Below are 24,228 nucleotides of genomic sequence, written 5' to 3'. Positions count from 1 at the left end.
GGACCGCGGCCGGTGACCGTGACCGGGCTCGTCGTCGCCGTGGTCGTCCTCGTCGTCGTCGGCCTGGTGTTCGCGTTCATGGCCGGGGCCGGCGTCGGCGCGGCCTTCGTGCTGAACGACCTCCGACCGGAAACCGTGGTCGAGCGGACGGAGCGGCGCGTCGGCGAAGTCATCACACAGATGCAGGCCGTGCACGACGCCGCGATGCAGGAGCTGGTCCGGCTGCCGGAGGAGCGCGGGGACCTCCCCGAAGACGTCGACAGTGACGCCGGTAGGTCGCGGACGCCGGTGCGCGGGCCGAACATCATGCGGCTGCCGGAGTCGTACTACAGCTGGAACCGGGTGGCTGGCTGATGCGCGGTCTGCTTGGGCGGCTGCTGATGTTCCTGCTGCTACTCCTCTTCGCGGCGTGGGTGCTGCGCACGGTCCATGACTGGGTCGTGCCGGCGCTGCCGTCGCTCGGGGTGTTCGTCGGCCTGGTGCTCGTGCTCGTGCTCCTCGTCCACCTCCGTCGTCGTCGACGGGCGTGAGCGGTGCTGCAGGGGTTGCTCCTGGCCGGGCGCAGCTCGGCGCTGATCGGCCGCCCGCAGCGGAGCGAGGACGGGCCGATCGGCAGCCTGGTAGATGCCAGGGGAGGGGAAAGCCGGGGCAGTGGCCGGCGGACGCGGCAAGTCGGAAGTGGGTATTACAAAATATCCATCCCTCTTCCATTCTTACCTGCTCGACTGGGAGCGGATGACGGAGATGCCGGGCGTACCCCGGTGCTGGTGACGGGCCAGGAATGCGGCAGAGGCCGGACGTGCCAGATGTCGCGGGCGGAAACGTACCGCTTGGGCTTTACGGAATTAGGGCAGCCGTGCATAATTGCTGTTAATCGCTCGGAAGGTCGTTTGTTGGAATCGACACCGTGGCGGGGGTATAAGGAATACAATTCAATGCACAAGGCACAAAAGGAAAGTGCCGGCAGTTTGCTGTGCCGGCACTCTCGGAAGTCGCTTGTTGGTAAGTCCAGTATTGCAAATACTGGCAATAAGCGCAATACAAAACCGTTTGTTAATCACACATCATTTATTTCTGACGCACCCTGTTGGGCGCTGGCTGGCCTCGGTGGTCGGGCTGCCGGCGCAGGTGGGCAACACGCCGACGATCGGCGCGCCTACCGGGTGACTACAGCCAGTTGCGAGAGGGTGCCAGGCACCAGGACTAGGCGAGGTGATGCGGCGAACCGCTGACCACAACCCCATACAAAGCGAAAACGCCAGGTGGTGGCACACCCGGCGCTTTCAACAAGTCCCTCGAAGGGCTGCTGTGAGTGGCTCCACCTTCGCAGGCTTAGACCCCTGCGCGCAACAACAGGGCTCGGCGCGTCGTGCACGAGGCGGCCGGCGTGGCTGAGTCCCTGCAACCACATCTCGACGCACCGGCGAATCGGCGGGCGCGGCGCTTCCGTGCGCGCATCGAGGTGGCGCATGAGCGGAAGGTCGGCCACGACGGCGACGGCGGCCGGCGGCGTGAGCCTCGCCGGCCGGCGGAGCCGCTTGGTAGGTCTGCGAACAAGTCTTCACCTCCGCACTCGACCCCTGAGGAACGACGCGAGCGCAAGCACGCGAAGCGGCGCGAACGCCACTCCCTGCGCTACCGGTTGCGGCAGGTCACGACGCTCAAGCGCGTCAAGGACTGCGGTCACGTCTCTATCAACGGCGAGGGTTCGGGGCCGGCGCTCCGGCTCGGTGTCGGGAAAGGTGGCCGTATCGCCGGCTTCTCGGGGCTGGCGCACTGCGGCAGCGTCTGGGCCTGCCCGGTCTGCTCGGCGAAAATCGCCACCCGGCGGGCCGAGGAGCTGGCCGACCTCATGCGCTACGCGCTCGAACAGGGCTGCACGGCGTCGATGGTGACGCTGACGATGCGTCACAACCAGCGTCAGTCGCTCGCCGACTGCTGGGAAGCGCTGAGCAAGGCCTGGGCGCGGGTCACCTCGGGCAAACAGTGGGTCTCCGACCAGGCGACCGCCGGCCTGCAGGGCTGGGTCAAGGCGGTCGAGGTCACCAGGGGTAAGAACGGCTGGCACGTCCACCTGCACGTCCTGATGATCTGGCGCGGCGAGATCTCCGAGGACATGGCCAAGCACGTCGGCGGCCGGATGCACGCCCGGTGGACCAGGGCGCTGCAGCGGCGCGGCTTCGACTCGTGGCGCGACTCTGGCGGCCTCGACGTCCGGCTAGCCACGCTCGACCCGGTCAAGGGCGGCGGGCTGCACGAGTATTTCGTGAAACTGTCGCACGAAATCACCGGCGGGCAGGCCAAGCTCGCCCGTGGCGGAGGCCGGACGCCGTTCCAGCTCCTCACCGAAGGACTCGCCACCGGCTTGGCCGACGACATCGAACGGTGGTGGGAGTGGGAGAAAGCGAGCCGCGGCCGCCGGCAGATTGCCTGGTCTAAGGGGCTGCGCGAGTGGGCGAAGGTCGAGCCGGAGCAGTCCGACGAGGAGATTGTCGAGGAGGAGCTTCCCGGCGAGGAGCTGCTGCTCATCCGGCCGGACAGTTGGCGGGCGCTGCGATCGCACCCCGACCGTGTGTGCGAGCTCCTCGAGGCGGCCGAGGCCGGCGGCTTCGCGGGCGCGGCGGCGCTGCTCGACGACTGGGGCTTGGCCTGGATGGTCGGCCGGAGCGCGCCCCCACCGCTGACCAAGGTGCAGCTCGATGCCTACCGGGCGTTTCCCCGGCAGCTTGAACCGACGGCCTAAATGCCGCTGACCTGGCCTTATGCCTGTTGCTGGCCCATGTTCAGCTAGCTACTGTACTGTCATGAACGCAAGGGGGATGCGCGCCCGGCGCGCACACTCCGAGCACAAACGAGAGGGGCCAAGCCATCCGGCGAGGATGACCTGACCCCCCTCAAACGCCGACGGGCAGCTGACTGGGTTGCGACCCCAGACAGCCTCCCCCCGCTTGGCGTCGTGCGTAGTGGCGACCGAGGTCACCACTACCGCTGCGGTGGGGACTTACGTCACCACCACAACCACCAGTCGTGGTCGTCGAGCCAGTCGAAGATCTGGACGACCACGGCCATCAGAGCAAGCACGAGACGGGCGGGTCCCCACGGGGGCCCGTCCTGCTTGTCGTGATGTTTGGACACATTCACCTCCTTCGGTAGACGCGCGCGCGGTCTACCGAAGAGGTGCTGAATCCTCACCACCAGCTGCCGGTCCCCCTCCGTGAGCGGAGATGACGACTGGTGGTGCTTGAGACCCTACCCGGGCGTAGCCCAAACTCCCGCGACCGCTGTTCCGCTACCGTGCGTGCGCCGGTCGGGCCCGACTGCCATACCGCCAAACGGTATGTGACGCAGGCCACAAAACCCCGAGAATCGGCCGCTGGACCCCTTTTGGGGGTCTACTCGACCGATGAAAGCGACCGCCCGCCGGACCGCTTACCCGCTTAGCCGTTCACCGATCAACTTGTACCGGCTGGCGGTACCTCACTATTAGTGTGCGCTAGAACACATCTAGTCCAGGTCGAGAGCAGCTTTGAGCGCCTGGTTCAAGGCTTCCTGCTCCTCTGCGGTTGCCATGCCGGCAACCTTGCCCAGGCGTGACTTGAGCACGGCTTCAACAGTGGTCACAACCGCCCAACCAAGCGAGCCGAGGCGTACAGCGAGGATCGAGCCGGGATCACGCTCGACGACCTGCAGCCCGAGCACCACGGGTAGCGACGCCTGGTTGAGGCCATCGGCCGAGATGATGACCCTGAGAAGGCTCTGCCCAGGTCGGGGCAGTACTGGAACGTATTGACGGATTTCACCCCTGCGAGGGGTCACGAAGCCTGGTCCTGCGCGGCCGCGGCTTCGGTCAGCGCGTCGACGACGTACTGCTCCCCCGCCTTGCTCGGCGTACCAGAGGGCGAGCGCCTCCCCAGCCTCCCTCACGGCGTCCTGCTGCACGAGCCTGGCCAGGTAGCCGCTCTGACCTCCACGGACCCGCGAGCCGCACTGGCGGACCCGTTGGGCGATCGCTGGTTCGAAGCTCACGGTGACACGCTCGGCGCTCATACCCCGGAGAGTACGCAGGGGCCGCGTACTCGGCTACGTACGGCTGCCCAGGCACTGGGTGCAGGTCGAGGAAATAAGGGCTAGTCGGTGAGCGTTACTCGGCTCAGTGATCGTTCGCTGCCGTGGCCTGCTCGGGGCGCTGTGCAGTTGCTCTCCTGACTGCCGCGCGCCCGGCGGAAGACGTTGCCTATGCGGACAGGATGAGCCAGTTCCTTACTGGTTCTGCTGACACTGAATGAGAGTGTCGGAAAAGAAAAAGGAACTCATCGAAGTATTGATCATTATTTAAGCCCTGTCTACCCTATAGGTAGGCGCGTCACCTCTGGCGTTCCTCCCGAGTTCCAGCCGTTGGGCTGGCTTCGGGTTCCCTAGTTAGTTTGATGTGGAGAACGTCATGTGGAAGGGCAATTTTCGTTTTGAAGTCAATCTAGCATTTCGCAACAAATCAGGTTCGTGGCTGTTGTTGCTTCTGTTGCTACTTGGCCTTATTGTAGTTCAGCCACAGCTGATGCTACTTGTTATGGTCTAGTAGGTTTTCTACCAGGGGTGAGCCGAAATTTGACAAGCTCAAATTAAAGTCTGAGTTAGGCTCACCCCTGGTAGAGACGTCGCAGAAGATACATTGTGCGAACTTTGGTATCGGTCGATTCATTTATACGTCGGCAATTACCGATTCTAAATGTAATACGTTAAATCGGGTTCGACGCAGATATTGCATGTTTGCGTTTGGATTGTAAACCCGGCCCCGAAAACGAGGCCGCGCTTCCGGATGTGTTCGCGCTCCGAAATTCATGCATAGTTTCTCAAATAACCGGGTGGCGTACTCACTATTGATTGGGTAAACAATGCGCAAGGATTTCGGCCCTGCCCACATTTCTGCATTAATTTGATTGAGAGAGTAGCTGTCAAGCAGCATGGATAAAACAACTTTTTCCTGGGTTCCGAGAACAGGAAGTACTAGATCGCCGTTGTATTCTAGAAAATAGTGTGCCAAGTCTAGGCGGTCCTTACTCCACGTAGGCTCAGTTCCAGCAGGTGGTGTAGCTGCAGCTGCGCACCATAGTGCGTCAAATTTATCAAGTATTTGTTCTTCCCTATTCGGGTCGGATATTGAGGCGAGATTCGAGACGATGGCTAGTAAAACGGGCAGTTTTGGCAGTTGATTAGTTTTTGTGAATAGCTGATGGACTGTGGTGTAGCTGAAGTCTTGACTGTGGGCGATCTCTCGAGTACTCGGCCAGCCCGCTCGGGCGTGGAGCTCGTGCAGTGCCCGCATGAGCTCCTTGAGACGCCCTTCGGGCAGGTCAGGCATTGCAAGCTTGGCCACGAGCGTCCCCCTCGACGGGTGTCAGCAACTGTCAAATCCTGTTGTAGTTCATCACGGGACGATGGCATCCGTCGAGATCCGTTGGCGGCTGTCCAGAATGATCATGATAGCCCGCATTCTGATTTCAGCGAAGCTCACAGAGCGCGCTGACCGGCCATAGCTCGGCCGGTGTTGACCAATCAGGTTAGGAGCCTGGGATGCCCACAATTGTCAACGCCCACCTGTCCGCTCCAAAGAACGAGAAGCTGAAGATCGTGGAGGTGAACGCCAAGTGCCAGATCAACCTTAGCCATTTCGAGGGGGTTGAGGTTGGCCAGCGTGTCAAGTATCGAGTTCGCTGCTGGATCACTGGCGACGACTCTTCTGACAAGCTGCTTTACCTCGGCGTTTGGGAGATCAAGTCGCCTGGGTCTCACGCGCTCTCGTACGCCCGCTCTGTCGGCCTTGATGGAGTTCTTGACCACGACTCGGGTGATGACGAAATCACTGCCCGGTTTGAGGTCGAGCTGGTGAGTCTCTACGGGCTCTATCCAGGTGGAGTGACTGTCGCGACTGCGAACAGTAACAAGATCTCGAACATCCACTACTAGGAGCTCGTAGGCGACTGCGTCGCGTCAAGGGCTCCCGCCGACCAAGGAGTTGATCAGCGGGAGCTCGAGACTGTCAGGGTGCCGTGCTTACATCGTGTACACGGGCAGGAGCTGCCCGAGCAGCTGGACGCCGGCGACCAGGACGACGATCACGACGACGGTGATGATGATGCGACACCACGGGGCCCACGAGCGGCAGTACAGGCTCGGCGCCAGGTACCGCATCATGCTCGTGACCAGCACCATCAGGTGCCGGATGAGGCCATGGTTGGCCTCCCCCGGTACGGTGAGCTCGTAAGCCATGTCAGACACTCCTCATGTGTGGGTGACCTCTCCAAGGGCCTTGCGTGGGAGCTGACACAGAGCGGGGCCCTCGTTCGCAGCGGGGGCCCCGTTCGTCGTTGAACGGTTCCGTCTCCTGCGTCGTTGCGACCCCGACTGGATGACGGGTCGAACGACAGCGGTGCAACTTCCACTCCATACGGTAACGGCAGGGTCCGACACCCCTCGTGGACACCGACGTGACGTCATGTCAGCATCACGCTGACGTCAGCTATAGCTGCTGGTCACGAGGCTGTAGAGCCGTCCTGGATGCACGACACGCCGTTCGACTGTTCGAACATGACGTCATTGGTCTAGGCCCTCCCCGGGCGTGCCGGACCCGGAACGGTGACCTGCGGGAGAGACGTCAGTGGGTCGTGCTGGACAGGTGGTAGCTGCTGGTCCGTCTGTAGCTGGATGGCCAAACCCGTCTGGCTGGCGGGCTCGGACGATCAGCAGTTGTAACTTCCACTGCACATCCACCTTGGCATACCTGTCGGTAACCGTGCAGGGGGCGTATGCACGACCCTATCCGGGGGTCCGACGGTCCCGGACGACATCAGTGCGGTGTCAGAGTGACGTCTGGTGATGTCATCTAAAGCACTAGCGCTTCCCTAATCGTCAACGCCATGACAGATAGAGCGCGTCAATGCCTCATTGACAGTAGCGCACCACTCCCCTATCGTGGAGATATGAAATACGATGTAACTATTCAGAAACTTATTGATGCTGGCTGGTATCCCACCGATGGTCAGCCCTCGGTCGCGGCGGCCCTCGACATGTTCGCGCAGCAGGCCAGCGACGGGGCTCACCTGCCCGACGATGCCCCGGCCATCTGGTACGCGCTGTGCCAGGAGCTGCGCTGGCTCGCCGACTACCACGAGCGCAACCTGGTCCGGCACCTCAAGTACGACCGTGGTCTGACCTGGGAGCAAGTAGCTGGTGCGGTCGACGCCGGTCTGAGTAGCCGGCAGGCGGCGCAAGCTCGCTGGTCGCGCCTGATTAGCCCTGACAGGGGCAAACCTGCTGGTACGGCTGCCGGCGGTAAGACTCGGCCGCGTCAATGAGCCATTGACTTAGACGGCTAGCCGTTTAAACGGCAATACGGGTAAACGGTCTGACGGTCTGACGGGTAACCGTCGTGACGGTGGAACGGTCAAACGGCTTGACGGCTAGACGGCGACCCGTCACAATGATCAAGATGAAAATCTGCGTAGGGAACCTCAAGGGCGGTGTCGGCAAGACGACGACCGCCGTGCACCTGGCGCTCGGTCTGTCCCGGTCCGGCCGGACGCTGCTCGTTGACGCCGACCCGGAACAGCCGCAGTGCTACGAGTGGTCCGAGACGGCAGGGGAGGACTGGCCGGCGGCGCAGTGCATCGTGTTGCACCTGCCGACCCGTGACCTCGCCAAGAAGGCCGGTCCGATGCTCGCGGATTACGAGCACATCGTCTTCGATGTCGGCCCGAAGAACCCCTCGTTGCTGCGTCAGGCGCTGATGCTGTCCGACGACCTGATTATCCCGGTCCGGCCCTCGACGGCGGAGCTGCACGAGGTGCCGAAGACGGTCGAGCTGGCGGCGGAGGTCGACGAGCTCCACCCGCTGCGCGCGACGGTGCTCCTGGTCCAGGTCCGCAGCGGCACTCGGACGGCGGCCGAGGCGCGGGGTCTGCTCGATGAGCTGGGTGTCCCGGTCTTCGAGACGGAGATTCGGCTGCTTGAACGCTACGGCCTGTCCTTCGGCTCGGTGCCGCCTGAGCTGGGCGACTACGAGCGGGTTCTCACGGAGCTGACGCAGGAGGTGACGGCGTGAACACGCGACGACGTGCCGGCGACACCAAGGGCGCGTTGAGCAGGGGACTGCTGGCAGCCCGCAGCGCCCCGCCGGCTGCACCGGCACCGGAAGTACCGGACGAAGTCGTGGCCGAGGTGCCGGTAGCGGTGACGACGCCGGAGCCGGTGCGGACGGCGAAGCAGCGGACGAGCAAGTTCACGGCGAACCTCGACCCGCAGCTGGCCCTCGCGTTCGATGAGTTGGCCATGGCGGCCCGCCGCCGGCTTGAGCGTCGCGTCGATAAGTTGGATGTGCTCAAGGCGCTCATCATGCTCGCGGCCGATGACGCCAGTCTGCGCGACCAGGTAATTAACGAGATTGAGAATTCCGGGGGCGGCAGGCGTTAGTGGCCGGCGGCTCGGCATAAAGTCTCGTCTGTGTTAGTAAACGCCCCTCAGCGGCCGCTATGTGGCTCCTGGGGGGCGTTTTGGTCGGTGGGGGTTGGGGTGGACTGCTGCGGGGGAGTGGAGATAGACCAGTCGAGGGGCATTCCCTGATACCCGCCGCGTTTTGTGGACGTCGGTGGCTGTCAAGGGCGGCCGGAGGCCGTCGCGAAGCGATGCGAAGCACCCTTGATAGCTGCCGTCGGCCATAAATACAGTCAAGGGGAGCAGGGGATGAACCGGACGTTACTGTTGCTGCTCGACCTGGCGGGCGGTCAACCATCGGCTGATGGTGTGGGGGTGGACGTGTTGTATCTCTGCCGCGGTTTTTCTCGTCATTATGCCGTCTTCAATTGCGTCAAGGAGTAAGTTACGCTGACCAGTCTCAAGGTGGTTAATTAAACCGTGCATTGCAGTAATCCACTCGACAGGGTCAGTCTTCTGCTGAACCTCGTCAAGGCCACGCTGTACGCTTATCAATAATTCGTCGATTGGGTCTGGTATTTGCTCCATTGCGCATTACATTGTAGAACAAATGCGCAATTATGACTAGGTCTGACGACGAGCCTGGTCTTCCTTGACCCATCGAGCAACAGTGTTTTCGTGTACCCCGATTATTTCTGCTGCCTGTTTTTGGGTAATGATCTGGTCACGTAAGGCATGCAGCATAAAGCGACGTGTTACGTCTTGTATGCCATCGGCCATCTTTCGCATGTTGATGAGCACCTGAGGGGTGACCATTTGGCGGCTAGGCGAAATGTTCTTCAGCATGGCCGCCTGCTCCATGAGGCTGCCCAAGTCGTAGAACGCTCGGTCGACGTAATCAGGGGCCGGGGGTGGCTTAGATGGCGGCGCTGGCTCGTTTGAGCTGCTGTTACGAACGCCCGTTGACCAGCCGATGTTGAGCCGGTCCGGGTCGTCGTCGACGTCGCTGTCAGACACCATCGCGTTGACCACCGCCCACTATCATGTTAGGTTCTAGGTACAACTGTAGTGGCTCCTAGCTGAGGTAGGTAGGGGCATACTACCGGTGTTGAAGATCAAGTAACGGGTGGGCAGAGGTGGCGGCGCGCCAGGAGAAAACCCAGATGAACCCATCCGACCCATGGTCAACAGCAACTACTGCGGAGCCGCGGGCTTCGCGGAAGGCGGTCAACATGCTCGACACCGTGAAGGTGGCACCGGAGACCTTCAGCAACATCGAGTTCCGGGGAGCGATGCCCAAGACGGCCTACGTGCCGCAGGGCAATGTCGCCGGCCCTCAGAAGCAGACCAGTAACGGCACGCCTATCTGGGCGGTGCGCGTGCTCGCGGAGACGACGCGGGGGCTGCGGGTCAAGGAAGACCTGTTGACCGTGACCGTGCCAATGCAGGTCGACCCGACGGAGAAGTTCGAGCGCGGGCAGTCCATCGAGCTGGTGAGCCTGACGTTCGGCGTGACGCCGAAGCGCGAGGGCAACGGCTTCAGTACGTGGCTGTCGGCCGACGGGATTCAGCCCGCCGGCTTGGGTAAGGCGGCCGCGTCCTAGCGGGCCGGCTTCTTCGGAGGGACGCAACGGTGGCGAGTACGAGCTACCACTACGAGACGATGCGGACGGCGCGGGCCTTGCTGGCCGGGCGCCGTCCTGCTGTTGGCGCTCTGCGTCGGCCTGGTGCGGCCGCTGGTGCAGGCCGGCGTCTACGGGGCACTCGGCGCGGCGGTGCTCATCGTCGTGACAGGGGCGGTCTGCTGCCTCGCGGTGCAGCACTCGCTGGCCGCTGGCTGGATGTTCGAGCACAACGTGCGCCGGCGCTTCCGGGCGGTCTGCCGGGAGCGGCGTCTGACCACCCGCGACGACCGCGACAACGTCGTCTATCCGGGCCTGAGCCGGCTCATCGGCAACGGCGCGGTGCTCAACGCGCGCATCCGCCCGCTGTTCGGGCAGAGCCTGGCCGACTGGGAGCGGGCGGCTCCGGCGTTCGCCCTGGCCTACGCCGTCGCGGCGGTGCGCTTCCGGGACAACGGCGACGGCTCGCTGACGCTGCTCGCTGGCTACCAGCCGCTTGAGGCGCGCGAGTTCGTGATGAACGAGGCGGAGCCGGTCGAGGGCGTCGACTGGCGTGAGCGTCTGGCGTCGGTCGTCGTCGGCACCACGGAGGGCGGTCAGCCGTTCGCGCTGCCGTTCCTGGATTCTCACATCCTCATCGCCGGCATCACCGGGGCCGGAAAGGGGAGTGTCGTCTGGTCGGCGGCGCTGGCTCTCTTGCCGGCGGCCAAGGCCGGCGTCGTGCGCTTCTGGGGCATCGACCCCAAGCGTCTTGAGCTCGCCATGGGCCGCGGCTTCTTCGGCGACCGCTACGCCAACACCGACGAGCAGGCCGTCCAGCTCCTCGAGCGCGCCGCGGCCGAGATGCTCGAGCGTGCCGAAGGACTCGCCGGCCACGCCCGCCGGGCTGAGCCGTCGGTGCTGCACCCGGTGAACGTCTTGTTCATCGACGAGCTGGGCTACCTCTCGGCGCTCATGCCCGATCGCAAGCTTCGGGAGCGGGCCGAGAAGGCCCTGTCGGCCATTCTCGTGCTCGGTCGGGCGGCCGGCTTCGTCGTCATCGGCGCGCTGCAGGACCCGCGCAAGGAGGTCCTGAACTTCCGCGACCTCTTCCCGACGGCCGTGGCCATGCGGCTGCGTAAGCCGATGGTCGACCTCGTGCTCGGGGCCGGCATGTACGAGGCCGGCGCGGTCTGCGACCAGATCCCGCCGCCCAAGGCCGGCGGCGCGGGCGTCGCGTTCGTGGTCTCGGAGGACTCCGGCATCCCGGTGTGCGTCCGCTTCACCTGGTGCCCGGATGACCTCATCAGGAAGACGGCGGCCGAACTCGAGCCGCTGGCGATGCGTCCGCAAATCGCGGCGAACTAGAAGGGTTATGACATGAGTGGATGGCTTGAGTCCCTGCGGGGCAACGGTCGCGACGGCGATCCGGCCGACGTGCTGGGTCTGACGTCGCTGACGTCGATGCCGCGCGACGTGCGCAGCGCGGTGAAGCGGGAGGTCGGCCTCCAGAAGGGCCGGGTGATCGTCCAGGGGTTCCGTATCCGGGGCCTTGAGTGGGTCGCCCATGTCGGGGTGCGCTCGGTGGCCAACATGAGCCGGATGGGCGAGGCGGCGGCGGCGGAGTGCCCGGAGACGCGCGGCCGTGTCGATGCCGTGGTCGACATCGCGTCGGCCGGGGTTGCCGGGCTCGTCGCTGAGCAGGCGCAGGGCTGATGACCCGGACGATCGTCGCGCTGCTGCTCCTGCACCACATCGAGGGTCAGTGCAAGCCGTGGAGCGCGGCGACGCTGGCCCTGCGCAGCATCCTGGCTGGCCGGGACCAGGGCGCGGCGGTGCGGCGGGCGGAGGAGCGTCGCACCGCGGGCATCGAGCGCGCCCGTGGTGTTCGTGTACTCCGCGGTCGTGAACGTCAGCTCCCCGAAGAGCGAGGTCAGCTCCGACAAGAACGAGGTCAGCTCCGACAAGAACGAGGTCAGCTCCGACAAGAACGAGGTCGTTGGCCCCGCGAACGTCTCCGTCGTCACGAGGGGGTCCTCGACAGCGACGCCGGGCACGTCACCGGGGTCGCTGGGGGGCTCCGCGACCACCAGGACCGCGGCCGGTGACCGTGACCGGGCTCGTCGTCGCCGTGGTCGTCCTCGTCGTCGTCGGCCTGGTGTTCGCGTTCATGGCCGGGGCCGGCGTCGGCGCGGCCTTCGTGCTGAACGACCTCCGACCGGAAACCGTGGTCGAGCGGACGGAGCGGCGCGTCGGCGAAGTCATCACACAGATGCAGGCCGTGCACGACGCCGCGATGCAGGAGCTGGTCCGGCTGCCGGAGGAGCGCGGGGACCTCCCCGAAGACGTCGACAGTGACGCCGGTAGGTCGCGGACGCCGGTGCGCGGGCCGAACATCATGCGGCTGCCGGAGTCGTACTACAGCTGGAACCGGGTGGCTGGCTGATGCGCGGTCTGCTTGGGCGGCTGCTGATGTTCCTGCTGCTACTCCTCTTCGCGGCGTGGGTGCTGCGCACGGTCCATGACTGGGTCGTGCCGGCGCTGCCGTCGCTCGGGGTGTTCGTCGGCCTGGTGCTCGTGCTCGTGCTCCTCGTCCACCTCCGTCGTCGTCGACGGGCGTGAGCGGTGCTGCAGGGGTTGCTCCTGGCCGGGCGCAGCCCGGCGCTGATCGGCCGCCCGCAGCGGAGCGAGGACGGGCCGATCGGCAGCCTGGTAGATGCCAGGGGAGGGGAAAGCCGGGGCAGTGGCCGGCGGACGCGGCAAGTCGGAAGTGGGTATTACAAAATATCCATCCCTCTTCCATTCTTACCTGCTCGACTGGGAGCGGATGACGGAGATGCCGGGCGTACCCCGGTGCTGGTGACGGGCCAGGAATGCGGCAGAGGCCGGACGTGCCAGATGTCGCGGGCGGAAACGTACCGCTTGGGCTTTACGGAATTAGGGCAGCCGTGCATAATTGCTGTTAATCGCTCGGAAGGTCGTTTGTTGGAATCGACACCGTGGCGGGGGTATAAGGAATACAATTCAATGCACAAGGCACAAAAGGAAAGTGCCGGCAGTTTGCTGTGCCGGCACTCTCGGAAGTCGCTTGTTGGTAAGTCCAGTATTGCAAATACTGGCAATAAGCGCAATACAAAACCGTTTGTTAATCACACATCATTTATTTCTGACGCACCCTGTTGGGCGCTGGCTGGCCTCGGTGGTCGGGCTGCCGGCGCAGGTGGGCAACACGCCGACGATCGGCGCGCCTACCGGGTGACTACAGCCAGTTGCGAGAGGGTGCCAGGCACCAGGACTAGGCGAGGTGATGCGGCGAACCGCTGACCACAACCCCATACAAAGCGAAAACGCCAGGTGGTGGCACACCCGGCGCTTTCAACAAGTCCCTCGAAGGGCTGCTGTGAGTGGCTCCACCTTCGCAGGCTTAGACCCCTGCGCGCAACAACAGGGCTCGGCGCGTCGTGCACGAGGCGGCCGGCGTGGCTGAGTCCCTGCAACCACATCTCGACGCACCGGCGAATCGGCGGGCGCGGCGCTTCCGTGCGCGCATCGAGGTGGCGCATGAGCGGAAGGTCGGCCACGACGGCGACGGCGGCCGGCGGCGTGAGCCTCGCCGGCCGGCGGAGCCGCTTGGTAGGTCTGCGAACAAGTCTTCACCTCCGCACTCGACCCCTGAGGAACGACGCGAGCGCAAGCACGCGAAGCGGCGCGAACGCCACTCCCTGCGCTACCGGTTGCGGCAGGTCACGACGCTCAAGCGCGTCAAGGACTGCGGTCACGTCTCTATCAACGGCGAGGGTTCGGGGCCGGCGCTCCGGCTCGGTGTCGGGAAAGGTGGCCGTATCGCCGGCTTCTCGGGGCTGGCGCACTGCGGCAGCGTCTGGGCCTGCCCGGTCTGCTCGGCGAAAATCGCCACCCGGCGGGCCGAGGAGCTGGCCGACCTCATGCGCTACGCGCTCGAACAGGGCTGCACGGCGTCGATGGTGACGCTGACGATGCGTCACAACCAGCGTCAGTCGCTCGCCGACTGCTGGGAAGCGCTGAGCAAGGCCTGGGCGCGGGTCACCTCGGGCAAACAGTGGGTCTCCGACCAGGCGACCGCCGGCCTGCAGGGCTGGGTCAAGGCGGTCGAGGTCACCAGGGGTAAGAACGGCTGGCACGTCCACCTGCACGTCCTGATGATCTGGCGCGGCGAGATCTCCGAGGACATGGCCAAGCACGTCGGCGGCCGGATGCACGCCCGGTGGACCAGGGCGCTGCAGCGGCGCGGCTTCGACTCGTGGCGCGACTCTGGCGGCCTCGACGTCCGGCTAGCCACGCTCGACCCGGTCAAGGGCGGCGGGCTGCACGAGTATTTCGTGAAACTGTCGCACGAAATCACCGGCGGGCAGGCCAAGCTCGCCCGTGGCGGAGGCCGGACGCCGTTCCAGCTCCTCACCGAAGGACTCGCCACCGGCTTGGCCGACGACATCGAACGGTGGTGGGAGTGGGAGAAAGCGAGCCGCGGCCGCCGGCAGATTGCCTGGTCTAAGGGGCTGCGCGAGTGGGCGAAGGTCGAGCCGGAGCAGTCCGACGAGGAGATTGTCGAGGAGGAGCTTCCCGGCGAGGAGCTGCTGCTCATCCGGCCGGACAGTTGGCGGGCGCTGCGATCGCACCCCGACCGTGTGTGCGAGCTCCTCGAGGCGGCCGAGGCCGGCGGCTTCGCGGGCGCGGCGGCGCTGCTCGACGACTGGGGCTTGGCCTGGATGGTCGGCCGGAGCGCGCCCCCACCGCTGACCAAGGTGCAGCTCGATGCCTACCGGGCGTTTCCCCGGCAGCTTGAACCGACGGCCTAAATGCCGCTGACCTGGCCTTATGCCTGTTGCTGGCCCATGTTCAGCTAGCTACTGTACTGTCATGAACGCAAGGGGGATGCGCGCCCGGCGCGCACACTCCGAGCACAAACGAGAGGGGCCAAGCCATCCGGCGAGGATGACCTGACCCCCCTCAAACGCCGACGGGCAGCTGACTGGGTTGCGACCCCAGACAGCCTCCCCCCGCTTGGCGTCGTGCGTAGTGGCGACCGAGGTCACCACTACCGCTGCGGTGGGGACTTACGTCACCACCACAACCACCAGTCGTGGTCGTCGAGCCAGTCGAAGATCTGGACGACCACGGCCATCAGAGCAAGCACGAGACGGGCGGGTCCCCACGGGGGCCCGTCCTGCTTGTCGTGATGTTTGGACACATTCACCTCCTTCGGTAGACGCGCGCGCGGTCTACCGAAGAGGTGCTGAATCCTCACCACCAGCTGCCGGTCCCCCTCCGTGAGCGGAGATGACGACTGGTGGTGCTTGAGACCCTACCCGGGCGTAGCCCAAACTCCCGCGACCGCTGTTCCGCTACCGTGCGTGCGCCGGTCGGGCCCGACTGCCATACCGCCAAACGGTATGTGACGCAGGCCACAAAACCCCGAGAATCGGCCGCTGGACCCCTTTTTGGGGGTCTACTCGACCGATGAAAGCGACCGCCCGCCGGACCGCTTACCCGCTTAGCCGTTCACCGATCAACTTGTACCGGCTGGCGGTACCTCACTATTAGTGTGCGCTAGAACACATCTAGTCCAGGTCGAGAGCAGCTTTGAGCGCCTGGTTCAAGGCTTCCTGCTCCTCTGCGGTTGCCATGCCGGCAACCTTGCCCAGGCGTGACTTGAGCACGGCTTCAACAGTGGTCACAACCGCCCAACCAAGCGAGCCGAGGCGTACAGCGAGGATCGAGCCGGGATCACGCTCGACGACCTGCAGCCCGAGCACCACGGGTAGCGACGCCTGGTTGAGGCCATCGGCCGAGATGATGACCCTGAGAAGGCTCTGCCCAGGTCGGGGCAGTACTGGAACGTATTGACGGATTTCACCCCTGCGAGGGGTCACGAAGCCTGGTCCTGCGCGGCCGCGGCTTCGGTCAGCGCGTCGACGACGTACTGCTCCCCGCCTTGCTCGGCGTACCAGAGGGCGAGCGCCTCCCCAGCCTCCCTCACGGCGTCCTGCTGCACGAGCCTGGCCAGGTAGCCGCTCTGACCTCCACGGACCCGCGAGCCGCACTGGCGGACCCGTTGGGCGATCGCTGGTTCGAAGCTCACGGTGACACGCTCGGCGCTCATACCCCGGAGAGTACGCAGGGGCCGCGTACTCGGCTACGTACGGCTGCCCAGGCACTGGGTGCAGGTCGAGGAAATAAGGGCTAGTCGGTGAGCGTTACTCGGCTCAGTGATCGTTCGCTGCCGTGGCCTGCTCGGGGCGCTGTGCAGTTGCTCTCCTGACTGCCGCGCGCCCGGCGGAAGACGTTGCCTATGCGGACAGGATGAGCCAGTTCCTTACTGGTTCTGCTGACACTGAATGAGAGTGTCGGAAAAGAAAAAGGAACTCATCGAAGTATTGATCATTATTTAAGCCCTGTCTACCCTATAGGTAGGCGCGTCACCTCTGGCGTTCCTCCCGAGTTCCAGCCGTTGGGCTGGCTTCGGGTTCCCTAGTTAGTTTGATGTGGAGAACGTCATGTGGAAGGGCAATTTTCGTTTTGAAGTCAATCTAGCATTTCGCAACAAATCAGGTTCGTGGCTGTTGTTGCTTCTGTTGCTACTTGGCCTTATTGTAGTTCAGCCACAGCTGATGCTACTTGTTATGGTCTAGTAGGTTTTCTACCAGGGGTGAGCCGAAATTTGACAAGCTCAAATTAAAGTCTGAGTTAGGCTCACCCCTGGTAGAGACGTCGCAGAAGATACATTGTGCGAACTTTGGTATCGGTCGATTCATTTATACGTCGGCAATTACCGATTCTAAATGTAATACGTTAAATCGGGTTCGACGCAGATATTGCATGTTTGCGTTTGGATTGTAAACCCGGCCCCGAAAACGAGGCCGCGCTTCCGGATGTGTTCGCGCTCCGAAATTCATGCATAGTTTCTCAAATAACCGGGTGGCGTACTCACTATTGATTGGGTAAACAATGCGCAAGGATTTCGGCCCTGCCCACATTTCTGCATTAATTTGATTGAGAGAGTAGCTGTCAAGCAGCATGGATAAAACAACTTTTTCCTGGGTTCCGAGAACAGGAAGTACTAGATCGCCGTTGTATTCTAGAAAATAGTGTGCCAAGTCTAGGCGGTCCTTACTCCACGTAGGCTCAGTTCCAGCAGGTGGTGTAGCTGCAGCTGCGCACCATAGTGCGTCAAATTTATCAAGTATTTGTTCTTCCCTATTCGGGTCGGATATTGAGGCGAGATTCGAGACGATGGCTAGTAAAACGGGCAGTTTTGGCAGTTGATTAGTTTTTGTGAATAGCTGATGGACTGTGGTGTAGCTGAAGTCTTGACTGTGGGCGATCTCTCGAGTACTCGGCCAGCCCGCTCGGGCGTGGAGCTCGTGCAGTGCCCGCATGAGCTCCTTGAGACGCCCTTCGGGCAGGTCAGGCATTGCAAGCTTGGCCACGAGCGTCCCCCTCGACGGGTGTCAGCAACTGTCAAATCCTGTTGTAGTTCATCACGGGACGATGGCATCCGTCGAGATCCGTTGGCGGCTGTCCAGAATGATCATGATAGCCCGCATTCTGATTTCAGCGAAGCTCACAGAGCGCGCTGACCGGCCATAGCTCGGCCGGTGTTGACCAATCAGGTTAGGAGCCTGGGATGCCCACAATTGTCAACGCCCACCTGTCCGCTCCAAAGAACGAGAAGCTGAAGATCGTGGAGGTGAACGCCAAGTGCCAGATCAACCTTAGCCATTTCGAGGGGGTTGAGGTTGGCCAGCGTGTCAAGTATCGAGTTCGCTGCTGGATCACTGGCGACGACTCTTCTGACAAGCTGCTTTACCTCGGCGTTTGGGAGATCAAGTCGCCTGGGTCTCACGCGCTCTCGTACGCCCGCTCTGTCGGCCTTGATGGAGTTCTTGACCACGACTCGGGTGATGACGAAATCACTGCCCGGTTTGAGGTCGAGCTGGTGAGTCTCTACGGGCTCTATCCAGGTGGAGTGACTGTCGCGACTGCGAACAGTAACAAGATCTCGAACATCCACTACTAGGAGCTCGTAGGCGACTGCGTCGCGTCAAGGGCTCCCGCCGACCAAGGAGTTGATCAGCGGGAGCTCGAGACTGTCAGGGTGCCGTGCTTACATCGTGTACACGGGCAGGAGCTGCCCGAGCAGCTGGACGCCGGCGACCAGGACGACGATCACGACGACGGTGATGATGATGCGACACCACGGGGCCCACGAGCGGCAGTACAGGCTCGGCGCCAGGTACCGCATCATGCTCGTGACCAGCACCATCAGGTGCCGGATGAGGCCATGGTTGGCCTCCCCCGGTACGGTGAGCTCGTAAGCCATGTCAGACACTCCTCATGTGTGGGTGACCTCTCCAAGGGCCTTGCGTGGGAGCTGACACAGAGCGGGGCCCTCGTTCGCAGCGGGGGCCCCGTTCGTCGTTGAACGGTTCCGTCTCCTGCGTCGTTGCGACCCCGACTGGATGACGGGTCGAACGACAGCGGTGCAACTTCCACTCCATACGGTAACGGCAGGGTCCGACACCCCTCGTGGACACCGACGTGACGTCATGTCAGCATCACGCTGACGTCAGCTATAGCTGCTGGTCACGAGGCTGTAGAGCCGTCCTGGATGCACGACACGCCGTTCGACTGTTCGAACATGACGTCATTGGTCTAGGCCCTCCCCGGGCGTGCCGGACCCGGAACGGTGACCTGCGGGAGAGACGTCAGTGGGTCGTGCTGGACAGGTGGTAGCTGCTGGTCCGTCTGTAGCTGGATGGCCAAACCCGTCTGGCTGGCGGGCTCGGACGATCAGCAGTTGTAACTTCCACTGCACATCCACCTTGGCATACCTGTCGGTAACCGTGCAGGGGCGTATGCACGACCCTATCCGGGGGTCCGACGGTCCCGGACGACATCAGTGCGGTGTCAGAGTGACGTCTGGTGATGTCATCTAAAGCACTAGCGCTTCCCTAATCGTCAACGCCATGACAGATAGAGCGCGTCAATGCCTCATTGACAGTAGCGCACCACTCCCCTATCGTGGAGATATGAAATACGATGTAACTATTCAGAAACTTATTGATGCTGGCTGGTATCCCACCGATGGTCAGCCCTCGGTCGCGGCGGCCCTCGACATGTTCGCGCAGCAGGCCAGCGACGGGGCTCACCTGCCCGACGATGCCCCGGCCATCTGGTACGCGCTGTGCCAGGAGCTGCGCTGGCTCGCCGACTACCACGAGCGCAACCTGGTCCGGCACCTCAAGTACGACCGTGGTCTGACCTGGGAGCAAGTAGCTGGTGCGGTCGACGCCGGTCTGAGTAGCCGGCAGGCGGCGCAAGCTCGCTGGTCGCGCCTGATTAGCCCCTGACAGGGGCAAACCTGCTGGTACGGCTGCCGGCGGTAAGACTCGGCCGCGTCAATGAGCCATTGACTTAGACGGCTAGCCGTTTAAACGGCAATACGGGTAAACGGTCTGACGGTCTGACGGGTAACCGTCGTGACGGTGGAACGGTCAAACGGCTTGACGGCTAGACGGCGACCCGTCACAATGATCAAGATGAAAATCTGCGTAGGGAACCTCAAGGGCGGTGTCGGCAAGACGACGACCGCCGTGCACCTGGCGCTCGGTCTGTCCCGGTCCGGCCGGACGCTGCTCGTTGACGCCGACCCGGAACAGCCGCAGTGCTACGAGTGGTCCGAGACGGCAGGGGAGGACTGGCCGGCGGCGCAGTGCATCGTGTTGCACCTGCCGACCCGTGACCTCGCCAAGAAGGCCGGTCCGATGCTCGCGGATTACGAGCACATCGTCTTCGATGTCGGCCCGAAGAACCCCTCGTTGCTGCGTCAGGCGCTGATGCTGTCCGACGACCTGATTATCCCGGTCCGGCCCTCGACGGCGGAGCTGCACGAGGTGCCGAAGACGGTCGAGCTGGCGGCGGAGGTCGACGAGCTCCACCCGCTGCGCGCGACGGTGCTCCTGGTCCAGGTCCGCAGCGGCACTCGGACGGCGGCCGAGGCGCGGGGTCTGCTCGATGAGCTGGGTGTCCCGGTCTTCGAGACGGAGATTCGGCTGCTTGAACGCTACGGCCTGTCCTTCGGCTCGGTGCCGCCTGAGCTGGGCGACTACGAGCGGGTTCTCACGGAGCTGACGCAGGAGGTGACGGCGTGAACACGCGACGACGTGCCGGCGACACCAAGGGCGCGTTGAGCAGGGGACTGCTGGCAGCCCGCAGCGCCCCGCCGGCTGCACCGGCACCGGAAGTACCGGACGAAGTCGTGGCCGAGGTGCCGGTAGCGGTGACGACGCCGGAGCCGGTGCGGACGGCGAAGCAGCGGACGAGCAAGTTCACGGCGAACCTCGACCCGCAGCTGGCCCTCGCGTTCGATGAGTTGGCCATGGCGGCCCGCCGCCGGCTTGAGCGTCGCGTCGATAAGTTGGATGTGCTCAAGGCGCTCATCATGCTCGCGGCCGATGACGCCAGTCTGCGCGACCAGGTAATTAACGAGATTGAGAATTCCGGGGGCGGCAGGCGTTAGTGGCCGGCGGCTCGGCATAAAGTCTCGTCTGTGTTAGTAAACGCCCCTCAGCGGCCGCTATGTGGCTCCTGGGGGGCGTTTTGGTCGGTGGGGGTTGGGGTGGACTGCTGCGGGGGAGTGGAGATAGACCAGTCGAGGGGCATTCCCTGATACCCGCCGCGTTTTGTGGACGTCGGTGGCTGTCAAGGGCGGCCGGAGGCCGTCGCGAAGCGATGCGAAGCACCCTTGATAGCTGCCGTCGGCCATAAATACAGTCAAGGGGAGCAGGGGATGAACCGGACGTTACTGTTGCTGCTCGACCTGGCGGGCGGTCAACCATCGGCTGATGGTGTGGGGGTGGACGTGTTGTATCTCTGCCGCGGTTTTTCTCGTCATTATGCCGTCTTCAATTGCGTCAAGGAGTAAGTTACGCTGACCAGTCTCAAGGTGGTTAATTAAACCGTGCATTGCAGTAATCCACTCGACAGGGTCAGTCTTCTGCTGAACCTCGTCAAGGCCACGCTGTACGCTTATCAATAATTCGTCGATTGGGTCTGGTATTTGCTCCATTGCGCATTACATTGTAGAACAAATGCGCAATTATGACTAGGTCTGACGACGAGCCTGGTCTTCCTTGACCCATCGAGCAACAGTGTTTTCGTGTACCCCGATTATTTCTGCTGCCTGTTTTTGGGTAATGATCTGGTCACGTAAGGCATGCAGCATAAAGCGACGTGTTACGTCTTGTATGCCATCGGCCATCTTTCGCATGTTGATGAGCACCTGAGGGGTGACCATTTGGCGGCTAGGCGAAATGTTCTTCAGCATGGCCGCCTGCTCCATGAGGCTGCCCAAGTCGTAGAACGCTCGGTCGACGTAATCAGGGGCCGGGGGTGGCTTAGATGGCGGCGCTGGCTCGTTTGAGCTGCTGTTACGAACGCCCGTTGACCAGCCGATGTTGAGCCGGTCCGGGTCGTCGTCGACGTCGCTGTCAGACACCATCGCGTTGACCACCGCCCACTATCATGTTAGGTTCTAGGTACAACTGTAGTGGCTCCTAGCTGAGGTAGGTAGGGGCATACTACCGGTGTTGAAGATCAAGTAACGGGTGGGCAGAGGTGGCGGCGCGCCAGGAGAAAAACCCAGATGAACCCATCCGACCCATGGTCAACAGCAACTACTGCGGAGCCGCGGGCTTCGCGGAAGGCGGTCAACATGCTCGACACCGTGAAGGTGGCACCGGAGACCTTCAGCAACATCGAGTTCCGGGGAGCGATGCCCAAGACGGCCTACGTGCCGCAGGGCAATGTCGCCGGCCCTCAGAAGCAGACCAGTAACGGCACGCCTATCTGGGCGGTGCGCGTGCTCGCGGAGACGACGCGGGGGCTGCGGGTCAAGGAAGACCTGTTGACCGTGACCGTGCCAATGCAGGTCGACCCGACGGAGAAGTTCGAGCGCGGGCAGTCCATCGAGCTGGTGAGCCTGACGTTCGGCGTGACGCCGAAGCGCGAGGGCAACGGCTTCAGTACGTGGCTGTCGGCCGACGGGATTCAGCCCGCCGGCTTGGGTAAGGCGGCCGCGTCCTAGCGGGCCGGCTTCTTCGGAGGGACGCAACGGTGGCGAGTACGAGCTACCACTACGAGACGATGCGGACGGCGCGGGCCTTGCTGGCCGGCGCCGTCCTGCTGTTGGCGCTCTGCGTCGGCCTGGTGCGGCCGCTGGTGCAGGCCGGCGTCTACGGGGCACTCGGCGCGGCGGTGCTCATCGTCGTGACAGGGGCGGTCTGCTGCCTCGCGGTGCAGCACTCGCTGGCCGCTGGCTGGATGTTCGAGCACAACGTGCGCCGGCGCTTCCGGGCGGTCTGCCGGGAGCGGCGTCTGACCACCCGCGACGACCGCGACAACGTCGTCTATCCGGGCCTGAGCCGGCTCATCGGCAACGGCGCGGTGCTCAACGCGCGCATCCGCCCGCTGTTCGGGCAGAGCCTGGCCGACTGGGAGCGGGCGGCTCCGGCGTTCGCCCTGGCCTACGCCGTCGCGGCGGTGCGCTTCCGGGACAACGGCGACGGCTCGCTGACGCTGCTCGCTGGCTACCAGCCGCTTGAGGCGCGCGAGTTCGTGATGAACGAGGCGGAGCCGGTCGAGGGCGTCGACTGGCGTGAGCGTCTGGCGTCGGTCGTCGTCGGCACCACGGAGGGCGGTCAGCCGTTCGCGCTGCCGTTCCTGGATTCTCACATCCTCATCGCCGGCATCACCGGGGCCGGAAAGGGGAGTGTCGTCTGGTCGGCGGCGCTGGCTCTCTTGCCGGCGGCCAAGGCCGGCGTCGTGCGCTTCTGGGGCATCGACCCCAAGCGTCTTGAGCTCGCCATGGGCCGCGGCTTCTTCGGCGACCGCTACGCCAACACCGACGAGCAGGCCGTCCAGCTCCTCGAGCGCGCCGCGGCCGAGATGCTCGAGCGTGCCGAAGGACTCGCCGGCCACGCCCGCCGGGCTGAGCCGTCGGTGCTGCACCCGGTGAACGTCTTGTTCATCGACGAGCTGGGCTACCTCTCGGCGCTCATGCCCGATCGCAAGCTTCGGGAGCGGGCCGAGAAGGCCCTGTCGGCCATTCTCGTGCTCGGTCGGGCGGCCGGCTTCGTCGTCATCGGCGCGCTGCAGGACCCGCGCAAGGAGGTCCTGAACTTCCGCGACCTCTTCCCGACGGCCGTGGCCATGCGGCTGCGTAAGCCGATGGTCGACCTCGTGCTCGGGGCCGGCATGTACGAGGCCGGCGCGGTCTGCGACCAGATCCCGCCGCCCAAGGCCGGCGGCGCGGGCGTCGCGTTCGTGGTCTCGGAGGACTCCGGCATCCCGGTGTGCGTCCGCTTCACCTGGTGCCCGGATGACCTCATCAGGAAGACGGCGGCCGAACTCGAGCCGCTGGCGATGCGTCCGCAAATCGCGGCGAACTAGAAGGGTTATGACATGAGTGGATGGCTTGAGTCCCTGCGGGGCAACGGTCGCGACGGCGATCCGGCCGACGTGCTGGGTCTGACGTCGCTGACGTCGATGCCGCGCGACGTGCGCAGCGCGGTGAAGCGGGAGGTCGGCCTCCAGAAGGGCCGGGTGATCGTCCAGGGGTTCCGTATCCGGGGCCTTGAGTGGGTCGCCCATGTCGGGGTGCGCTCGGTGGCCAACATGAGCCGGATGGGCGAGGCGGCGGCGGCGGAGTGCCCGGAGACGCGCGGCCGTGTCGATGCCGTGGTCGACATCGCGTCGGCCGGGGTTGCCGGGCTCGTCGCTGAGCAGGCGCAGGGCTGATGACCCGGACGATCGTCGCGCTGCTGCTCCTGCACCACATCGAGGGTCAGTGCAAGCCGTGGAGCGCGGCGACGCTGGCCCTGCGCAGCATCCTGGCTGGCCGGGACCAGGGCGCGGCGGTGCGGCGGGCGGAGGAGCGTCGCACCGCGGGCATCGAGCGCGCCCGTGGTGTTCGTGTACTCCGCGGTCGTGAACGTCAGCTCCCCCGAAGAGCGAGGTCAGCTCCGACAAGAACGAGGTCAGCTCCGACAAGAACGAGGTCAGCTCCGACAAGAACGAGGTCGTTGGCCCCGCGAACGTCTCCGTCGTCACGAGGGGGTCCTCGACAGCGACGCCGGGCACGTCACCGGGGTCGCTGGGGGGG

31 protein-coding genes are annotated in these 24,228 nt (G+C 63.9%); 20 read left to right on the top strand and 11 right to left on the bottom strand.

The window, feature by feature from the left end:
• Positions 1–39 precede the first annotated feature (39 nt).
• The 3 genes from HOP40_RS35145 to HOP40_RS35135 all read left to right on the top strand — a co-directional run bounded on the left by HOP40_RS35145 (position 40) and on the right by HOP40_RS35135 (position 2,743).
• A complete protein-coding gene (locus HOP40_RS35145) occupies positions 40–354 on the top strand; it encodes a hypothetical protein (protein WP_172170108.1) in 315 nt (104 codons plus the stop codon).
• Positions 354–530 carry a hypothetical protein gene (locus HOP40_RS35140; protein WP_172170093.1) on the top strand — a complete coding sequence of 59 codons (177 nt, stop codon included), beginning with the start codon at positions 354–356 and terminating at the stop codon, positions 528–530. The genes HOP40_RS35145 and HOP40_RS35140 overlap by 1 nt, the downstream gene beginning before the upstream one ends.
• Before the next feature lie 857 nt (positions 531–1,387).
• Positions 1,388–2,743 carry a protein rep gene (locus tag HOP40_RS35135; protein ID WP_172170090.1) on the top strand — a complete coding sequence of 452 codons (1,356 nt, stop codon included), beginning with the start codon at positions 1,388–1,390 and terminating at the stop codon, positions 2,741–2,743.
• A gap of 263 nt (positions 2,744–3,006) precedes the next feature.
• Here HOP40_RS35135 and HOP40_RS36560 read toward each other — a convergent pair whose 3' ends face one another.
• From HOP40_RS36560 to HOP40_RS35125, 3 genes are all read right to left on the bottom strand, one after another.
• Positions 3,007–3,135 (bottom strand): hypothetical protein, encoded by a 129-nt coding sequence (locus tag HOP40_RS36560; RefSeq protein WP_275691380.1) that lies wholly within the window; start codon positions 3,133–3,135, stop codon positions 3,007–3,009.
• A 369-nt stretch (positions 3,136–3,504) separates the two neighbouring features.
• Positions 3,505–4,047 carry a hypothetical protein gene (locus HOP40_RS35130; protein ID WP_172170105.1) on the bottom strand — a complete coding sequence of 181 codons (543 nt, stop codon included), beginning with the start codon at positions 4,045–4,047 and terminating at the stop codon, positions 3,505–3,507.
• A gap of 652 nt (positions 4,048–4,699) precedes the next feature.
• The gene (locus HOP40_RS35125; protein ID WP_172170055.1) at positions 4,700–5,374 is read right to left on the bottom strand and encodes a hypothetical protein; all 675 of its coding nucleotides are present in this window, start codon (positions 5,372–5,374) and stop codon (positions 4,700–4,702) included.
• A 197-nt stretch (positions 5,375–5,571) separates the two neighbouring features.
• Between HOP40_RS35125 and HOP40_RS35120 the strand changes: the two genes are divergently transcribed.
• Entirely contained in the window at positions 5,572–5,964 is a 393-nt protein-coding gene (locus tag HOP40_RS35120; RefSeq protein WP_172170081.1) for a hypothetical protein, read from the top strand.
• Positions 5,965–6,051: 87 nt separating this feature from the next.
• Here HOP40_RS35120 and HOP40_RS35115 read toward each other — a convergent pair whose 3' ends face one another.
• Complete coding sequence (locus HOP40_RS35115) at positions 6,052–6,267, bottom strand: hypothetical protein (protein ID WP_172170078.1); 216 nt, start codon at positions 6,265–6,267, stop codon at positions 6,052–6,054.
• 710 nt (positions 6,268–6,977) lie between these two features.
• On the opposite strand from HOP40_RS35115, the gene HOP40_RS35110 reads away from it, so the two are divergent.
• From HOP40_RS35110 to HOP40_RS35100, 3 genes are all read left to right on the top strand, one after another.
• On the top strand, positions 6,978–7,352 hold the full coding sequence (locus HOP40_RS35110; RefSeq protein ID WP_172170102.1) for a hypothetical protein: 375 nt from the start codon (positions 6,978–6,980) through the stop codon (positions 7,350–7,352).
• A 125-nt stretch (positions 7,353–7,477) separates the two neighbouring features.
• Entirely contained in the window at positions 7,478–8,098 is a 621-nt protein-coding gene (locus HOP40_RS35105; protein ID WP_172170072.1) for an AAA family ATPase, read from the top strand.
• Positions 8,095–8,466: a hypothetical protein gene (locus HOP40_RS35100; RefSeq protein ID WP_172170069.1), complete on the top strand. Its 372-nt coding sequence runs from the start codon at positions 8,095–8,097 to the stop codon at positions 8,464–8,466. The genes HOP40_RS35105 and HOP40_RS35100 overlap by 4 nt, the downstream gene beginning before the upstream one ends.
• Positions 8,467–9,051: 585 nt before the next feature.
• Here HOP40_RS35100 and HOP40_RS35095 read toward each other — a convergent pair.
• On the bottom strand, positions 9,052–9,459 hold the full coding sequence (locus tag HOP40_RS35095) for a helix-turn-helix domain-containing protein (RefSeq protein ID WP_172170066.1): 408 nt from the start codon (positions 9,457–9,459) through the stop codon (positions 9,052–9,054).
• Between the two features lie 200 nt (positions 9,460–9,659).
• On the opposite strand from HOP40_RS35095, the gene HOP40_RS35090 reads away from it, so the two are divergent.
• The 6 genes from HOP40_RS35090 to HOP40_RS35065 all read left to right on the top strand — a co-directional run bounded on the left by HOP40_RS35090 (position 9,660) and on the right by HOP40_RS35065 (position 14,863).
• Entirely contained in the window at positions 9,660–10,031 is a 372-nt protein-coding gene (locus HOP40_RS35090; RefSeq protein WP_172170064.1) for a hypothetical protein, read from the top strand.
• Positions 10,032–10,133: 102 nt separating this feature from the next.
• Positions 10,134–11,396, top strand: a complete 1,263-nt coding sequence (locus tag HOP40_RS35085; RefSeq protein ID WP_172170099.1) for an FtsK/SpoIIIE domain-containing protein — start codon at positions 10,134–10,136, stop codon at positions 11,394–11,396.
• 69 nt (positions 11,397–11,465) lie between these two features.
• Positions 11,466–11,744 (top strand): hypothetical protein, encoded by a 279-nt coding sequence (locus HOP40_RS35080; RefSeq protein WP_172170058.1) that lies wholly within the window; start codon positions 11,466–11,468, stop codon positions 11,742–11,744.
• A gap of 388 nt (positions 11,745–12,132) precedes the next feature.
• A complete protein-coding gene (locus tag HOP40_RS35075) occupies positions 12,133–12,474 on the top strand; it encodes a hypothetical protein (protein WP_172170096.1) in 342 nt (113 codons plus the stop codon).
• Positions 12,474–12,650: a hypothetical protein gene (locus HOP40_RS35070; protein WP_172170093.1), complete on the top strand. Its 177-nt coding sequence runs from the start codon at positions 12,474–12,476 to the stop codon at positions 12,648–12,650. Before HOP40_RS35075 ends, HOP40_RS35070 begins: the two co-directional genes overlap by 1 nt.
• Before the next feature lie 857 nt (positions 12,651–13,507).
• Positions 13,508–14,863 carry a protein rep gene (locus HOP40_RS35065; RefSeq protein WP_172170090.1) on the top strand — a complete coding sequence of 452 codons (1,356 nt, stop codon included), beginning with the start codon at positions 13,508–13,510 and terminating at the stop codon, positions 14,861–14,863.
• Positions 14,864–15,126: 263 nt separating this feature from the next.
• On the opposite strand, the gene HOP40_RS36555 is transcribed toward HOP40_RS35065, so the two are convergent.
• From HOP40_RS36555 to HOP40_RS35050, 4 genes are all read right to left on the bottom strand, one after another.
• Positions 15,127–15,255, bottom strand: a complete 129-nt coding sequence (locus tag HOP40_RS36555) for a hypothetical protein (RefSeq protein ID WP_275691380.1) — start codon at positions 15,253–15,255, stop codon at positions 15,127–15,129.
• 370 nt (positions 15,256–15,625) lie between these two features.
• Complete coding sequence (locus HOP40_RS35060) at positions 15,626–15,823, bottom strand: hypothetical protein (protein WP_172170087.1); 198 nt, start codon at positions 15,821–15,823, stop codon at positions 15,626–15,628.
• 110 nt (positions 15,824–15,933) lie between these two features.
• Positions 15,934–16,167, bottom strand: coding sequence for a hypothetical protein (locus tag HOP40_RS35055; RefSeq protein WP_172170084.1), 234 nt, complete (start codon positions 16,165–16,167; stop codon positions 15,934–15,936).
• A 652-nt stretch (positions 16,168–16,819) separates the two neighbouring features.
• Complete coding sequence (locus HOP40_RS35050) at positions 16,820–17,494, bottom strand: hypothetical protein (protein WP_172170055.1); 675 nt, start codon at positions 17,492–17,494, stop codon at positions 16,820–16,822.
• 197 nt (positions 17,495–17,691) lie between these two features.
• On the opposite strand from HOP40_RS35050, the gene HOP40_RS35045 reads away from it, so the two are divergent.
• Entirely contained in the window at positions 17,692–18,084 is a 393-nt protein-coding gene (locus tag HOP40_RS35045) for a hypothetical protein (protein ID WP_172170081.1), read from the top strand.
• An 87-nt stretch (positions 18,085–18,171) separates the two neighbouring features.
• Here the strand turns inward: HOP40_RS35045 and HOP40_RS35040 are convergent, their stop codons facing one another.
• Entirely contained in the window at positions 18,172–18,387 is a 216-nt protein-coding gene (locus HOP40_RS35040) for a hypothetical protein (protein WP_172170078.1), read from the bottom strand.
• Positions 18,388–19,096: 709 nt separating this feature from the next.
• On the opposite strand from HOP40_RS35040, the gene HOP40_RS35035 reads away from it, so the two are divergent.
• The 3 genes from HOP40_RS35035 to HOP40_RS35025 all read left to right on the top strand — a co-directional run bounded on the left by HOP40_RS35035 (position 19,097) and on the right by HOP40_RS35025 (position 20,586).
• Positions 19,097–19,417 (top strand): hypothetical protein, encoded by a 321-nt coding sequence (locus tag HOP40_RS35035; protein ID WP_172170075.1) that lies wholly within the window; start codon positions 19,097–19,099, stop codon positions 19,415–19,417.
• A gap of 180 nt (positions 19,418–19,597) precedes the next feature.
• Complete coding sequence (locus HOP40_RS35030) at positions 19,598–20,218, top strand: AAA family ATPase (protein ID WP_172170072.1); 621 nt, start codon at positions 19,598–19,600, stop codon at positions 20,216–20,218.
• Positions 20,215–20,586, top strand: a complete 372-nt coding sequence (locus HOP40_RS35025; protein ID WP_172170069.1) for a hypothetical protein — start codon at positions 20,215–20,217, stop codon at positions 20,584–20,586. Before HOP40_RS35030 ends, HOP40_RS35025 begins: the two co-directional genes overlap by 4 nt.
• Before the next feature lie 585 nt (positions 20,587–21,171).
• On the opposite strand, the gene HOP40_RS35020 is transcribed toward HOP40_RS35025, so the two are convergent.
• On the bottom strand, positions 21,172–21,579 hold the full coding sequence (locus HOP40_RS35020) for a helix-turn-helix domain-containing protein (protein ID WP_172170066.1): 408 nt from the start codon (positions 21,577–21,579) through the stop codon (positions 21,172–21,174).
• A 201-nt stretch (positions 21,580–21,780) separates the two neighbouring features.
• Here HOP40_RS35020 and HOP40_RS35015 point away from each other — a divergent pair, with 201 nt between their 5' ends.
• The 3 genes from HOP40_RS35015 to HOP40_RS35005 all read left to right on the top strand — a co-directional run bounded on the left by HOP40_RS35015 (position 21,781) and on the right by HOP40_RS35005 (position 23,864).
• Positions 21,781–22,152 (top strand): hypothetical protein, encoded by a 372-nt coding sequence (locus HOP40_RS35015; RefSeq protein ID WP_172170064.1) that lies wholly within the window; start codon positions 21,781–21,783, stop codon positions 22,150–22,152.
• A 29-nt stretch (positions 22,153–22,181) separates the two neighbouring features.
• Positions 22,182–23,516 (top strand): FtsK/SpoIIIE domain-containing protein, encoded by a 1,335-nt coding sequence (locus tag HOP40_RS35010; protein WP_172170061.1) that lies wholly within the window; start codon positions 22,182–22,184, stop codon positions 23,514–23,516.
• A gap of 69 nt (positions 23,517–23,585) precedes the next feature.
• The gene (locus tag HOP40_RS35005; protein ID WP_172170058.1) at positions 23,586–23,864 is read left to right on the top strand and encodes a hypothetical protein; all 279 of its coding nucleotides are present in this window, start codon (positions 23,586–23,588) and stop codon (positions 23,862–23,864) included.
• The last annotated feature ends 364 nt before the right edge of the window (positions 23,865–24,228 follow it).

The organism is Pseudonocardia broussonetiae (assembly GCF_013155125.1).
GTDB classification, from domain to species: Bacteria; Actinomycetota; Actinomycetes; order Mycobacteriales; family Pseudonocardiaceae; genus Pseudonocardia; species Pseudonocardia broussonetiae.
The sequence above is the reverse complement of the archived record's forward strand: the minus strand, read 5'-3'. Positions and strand labels throughout refer to the sequence as shown.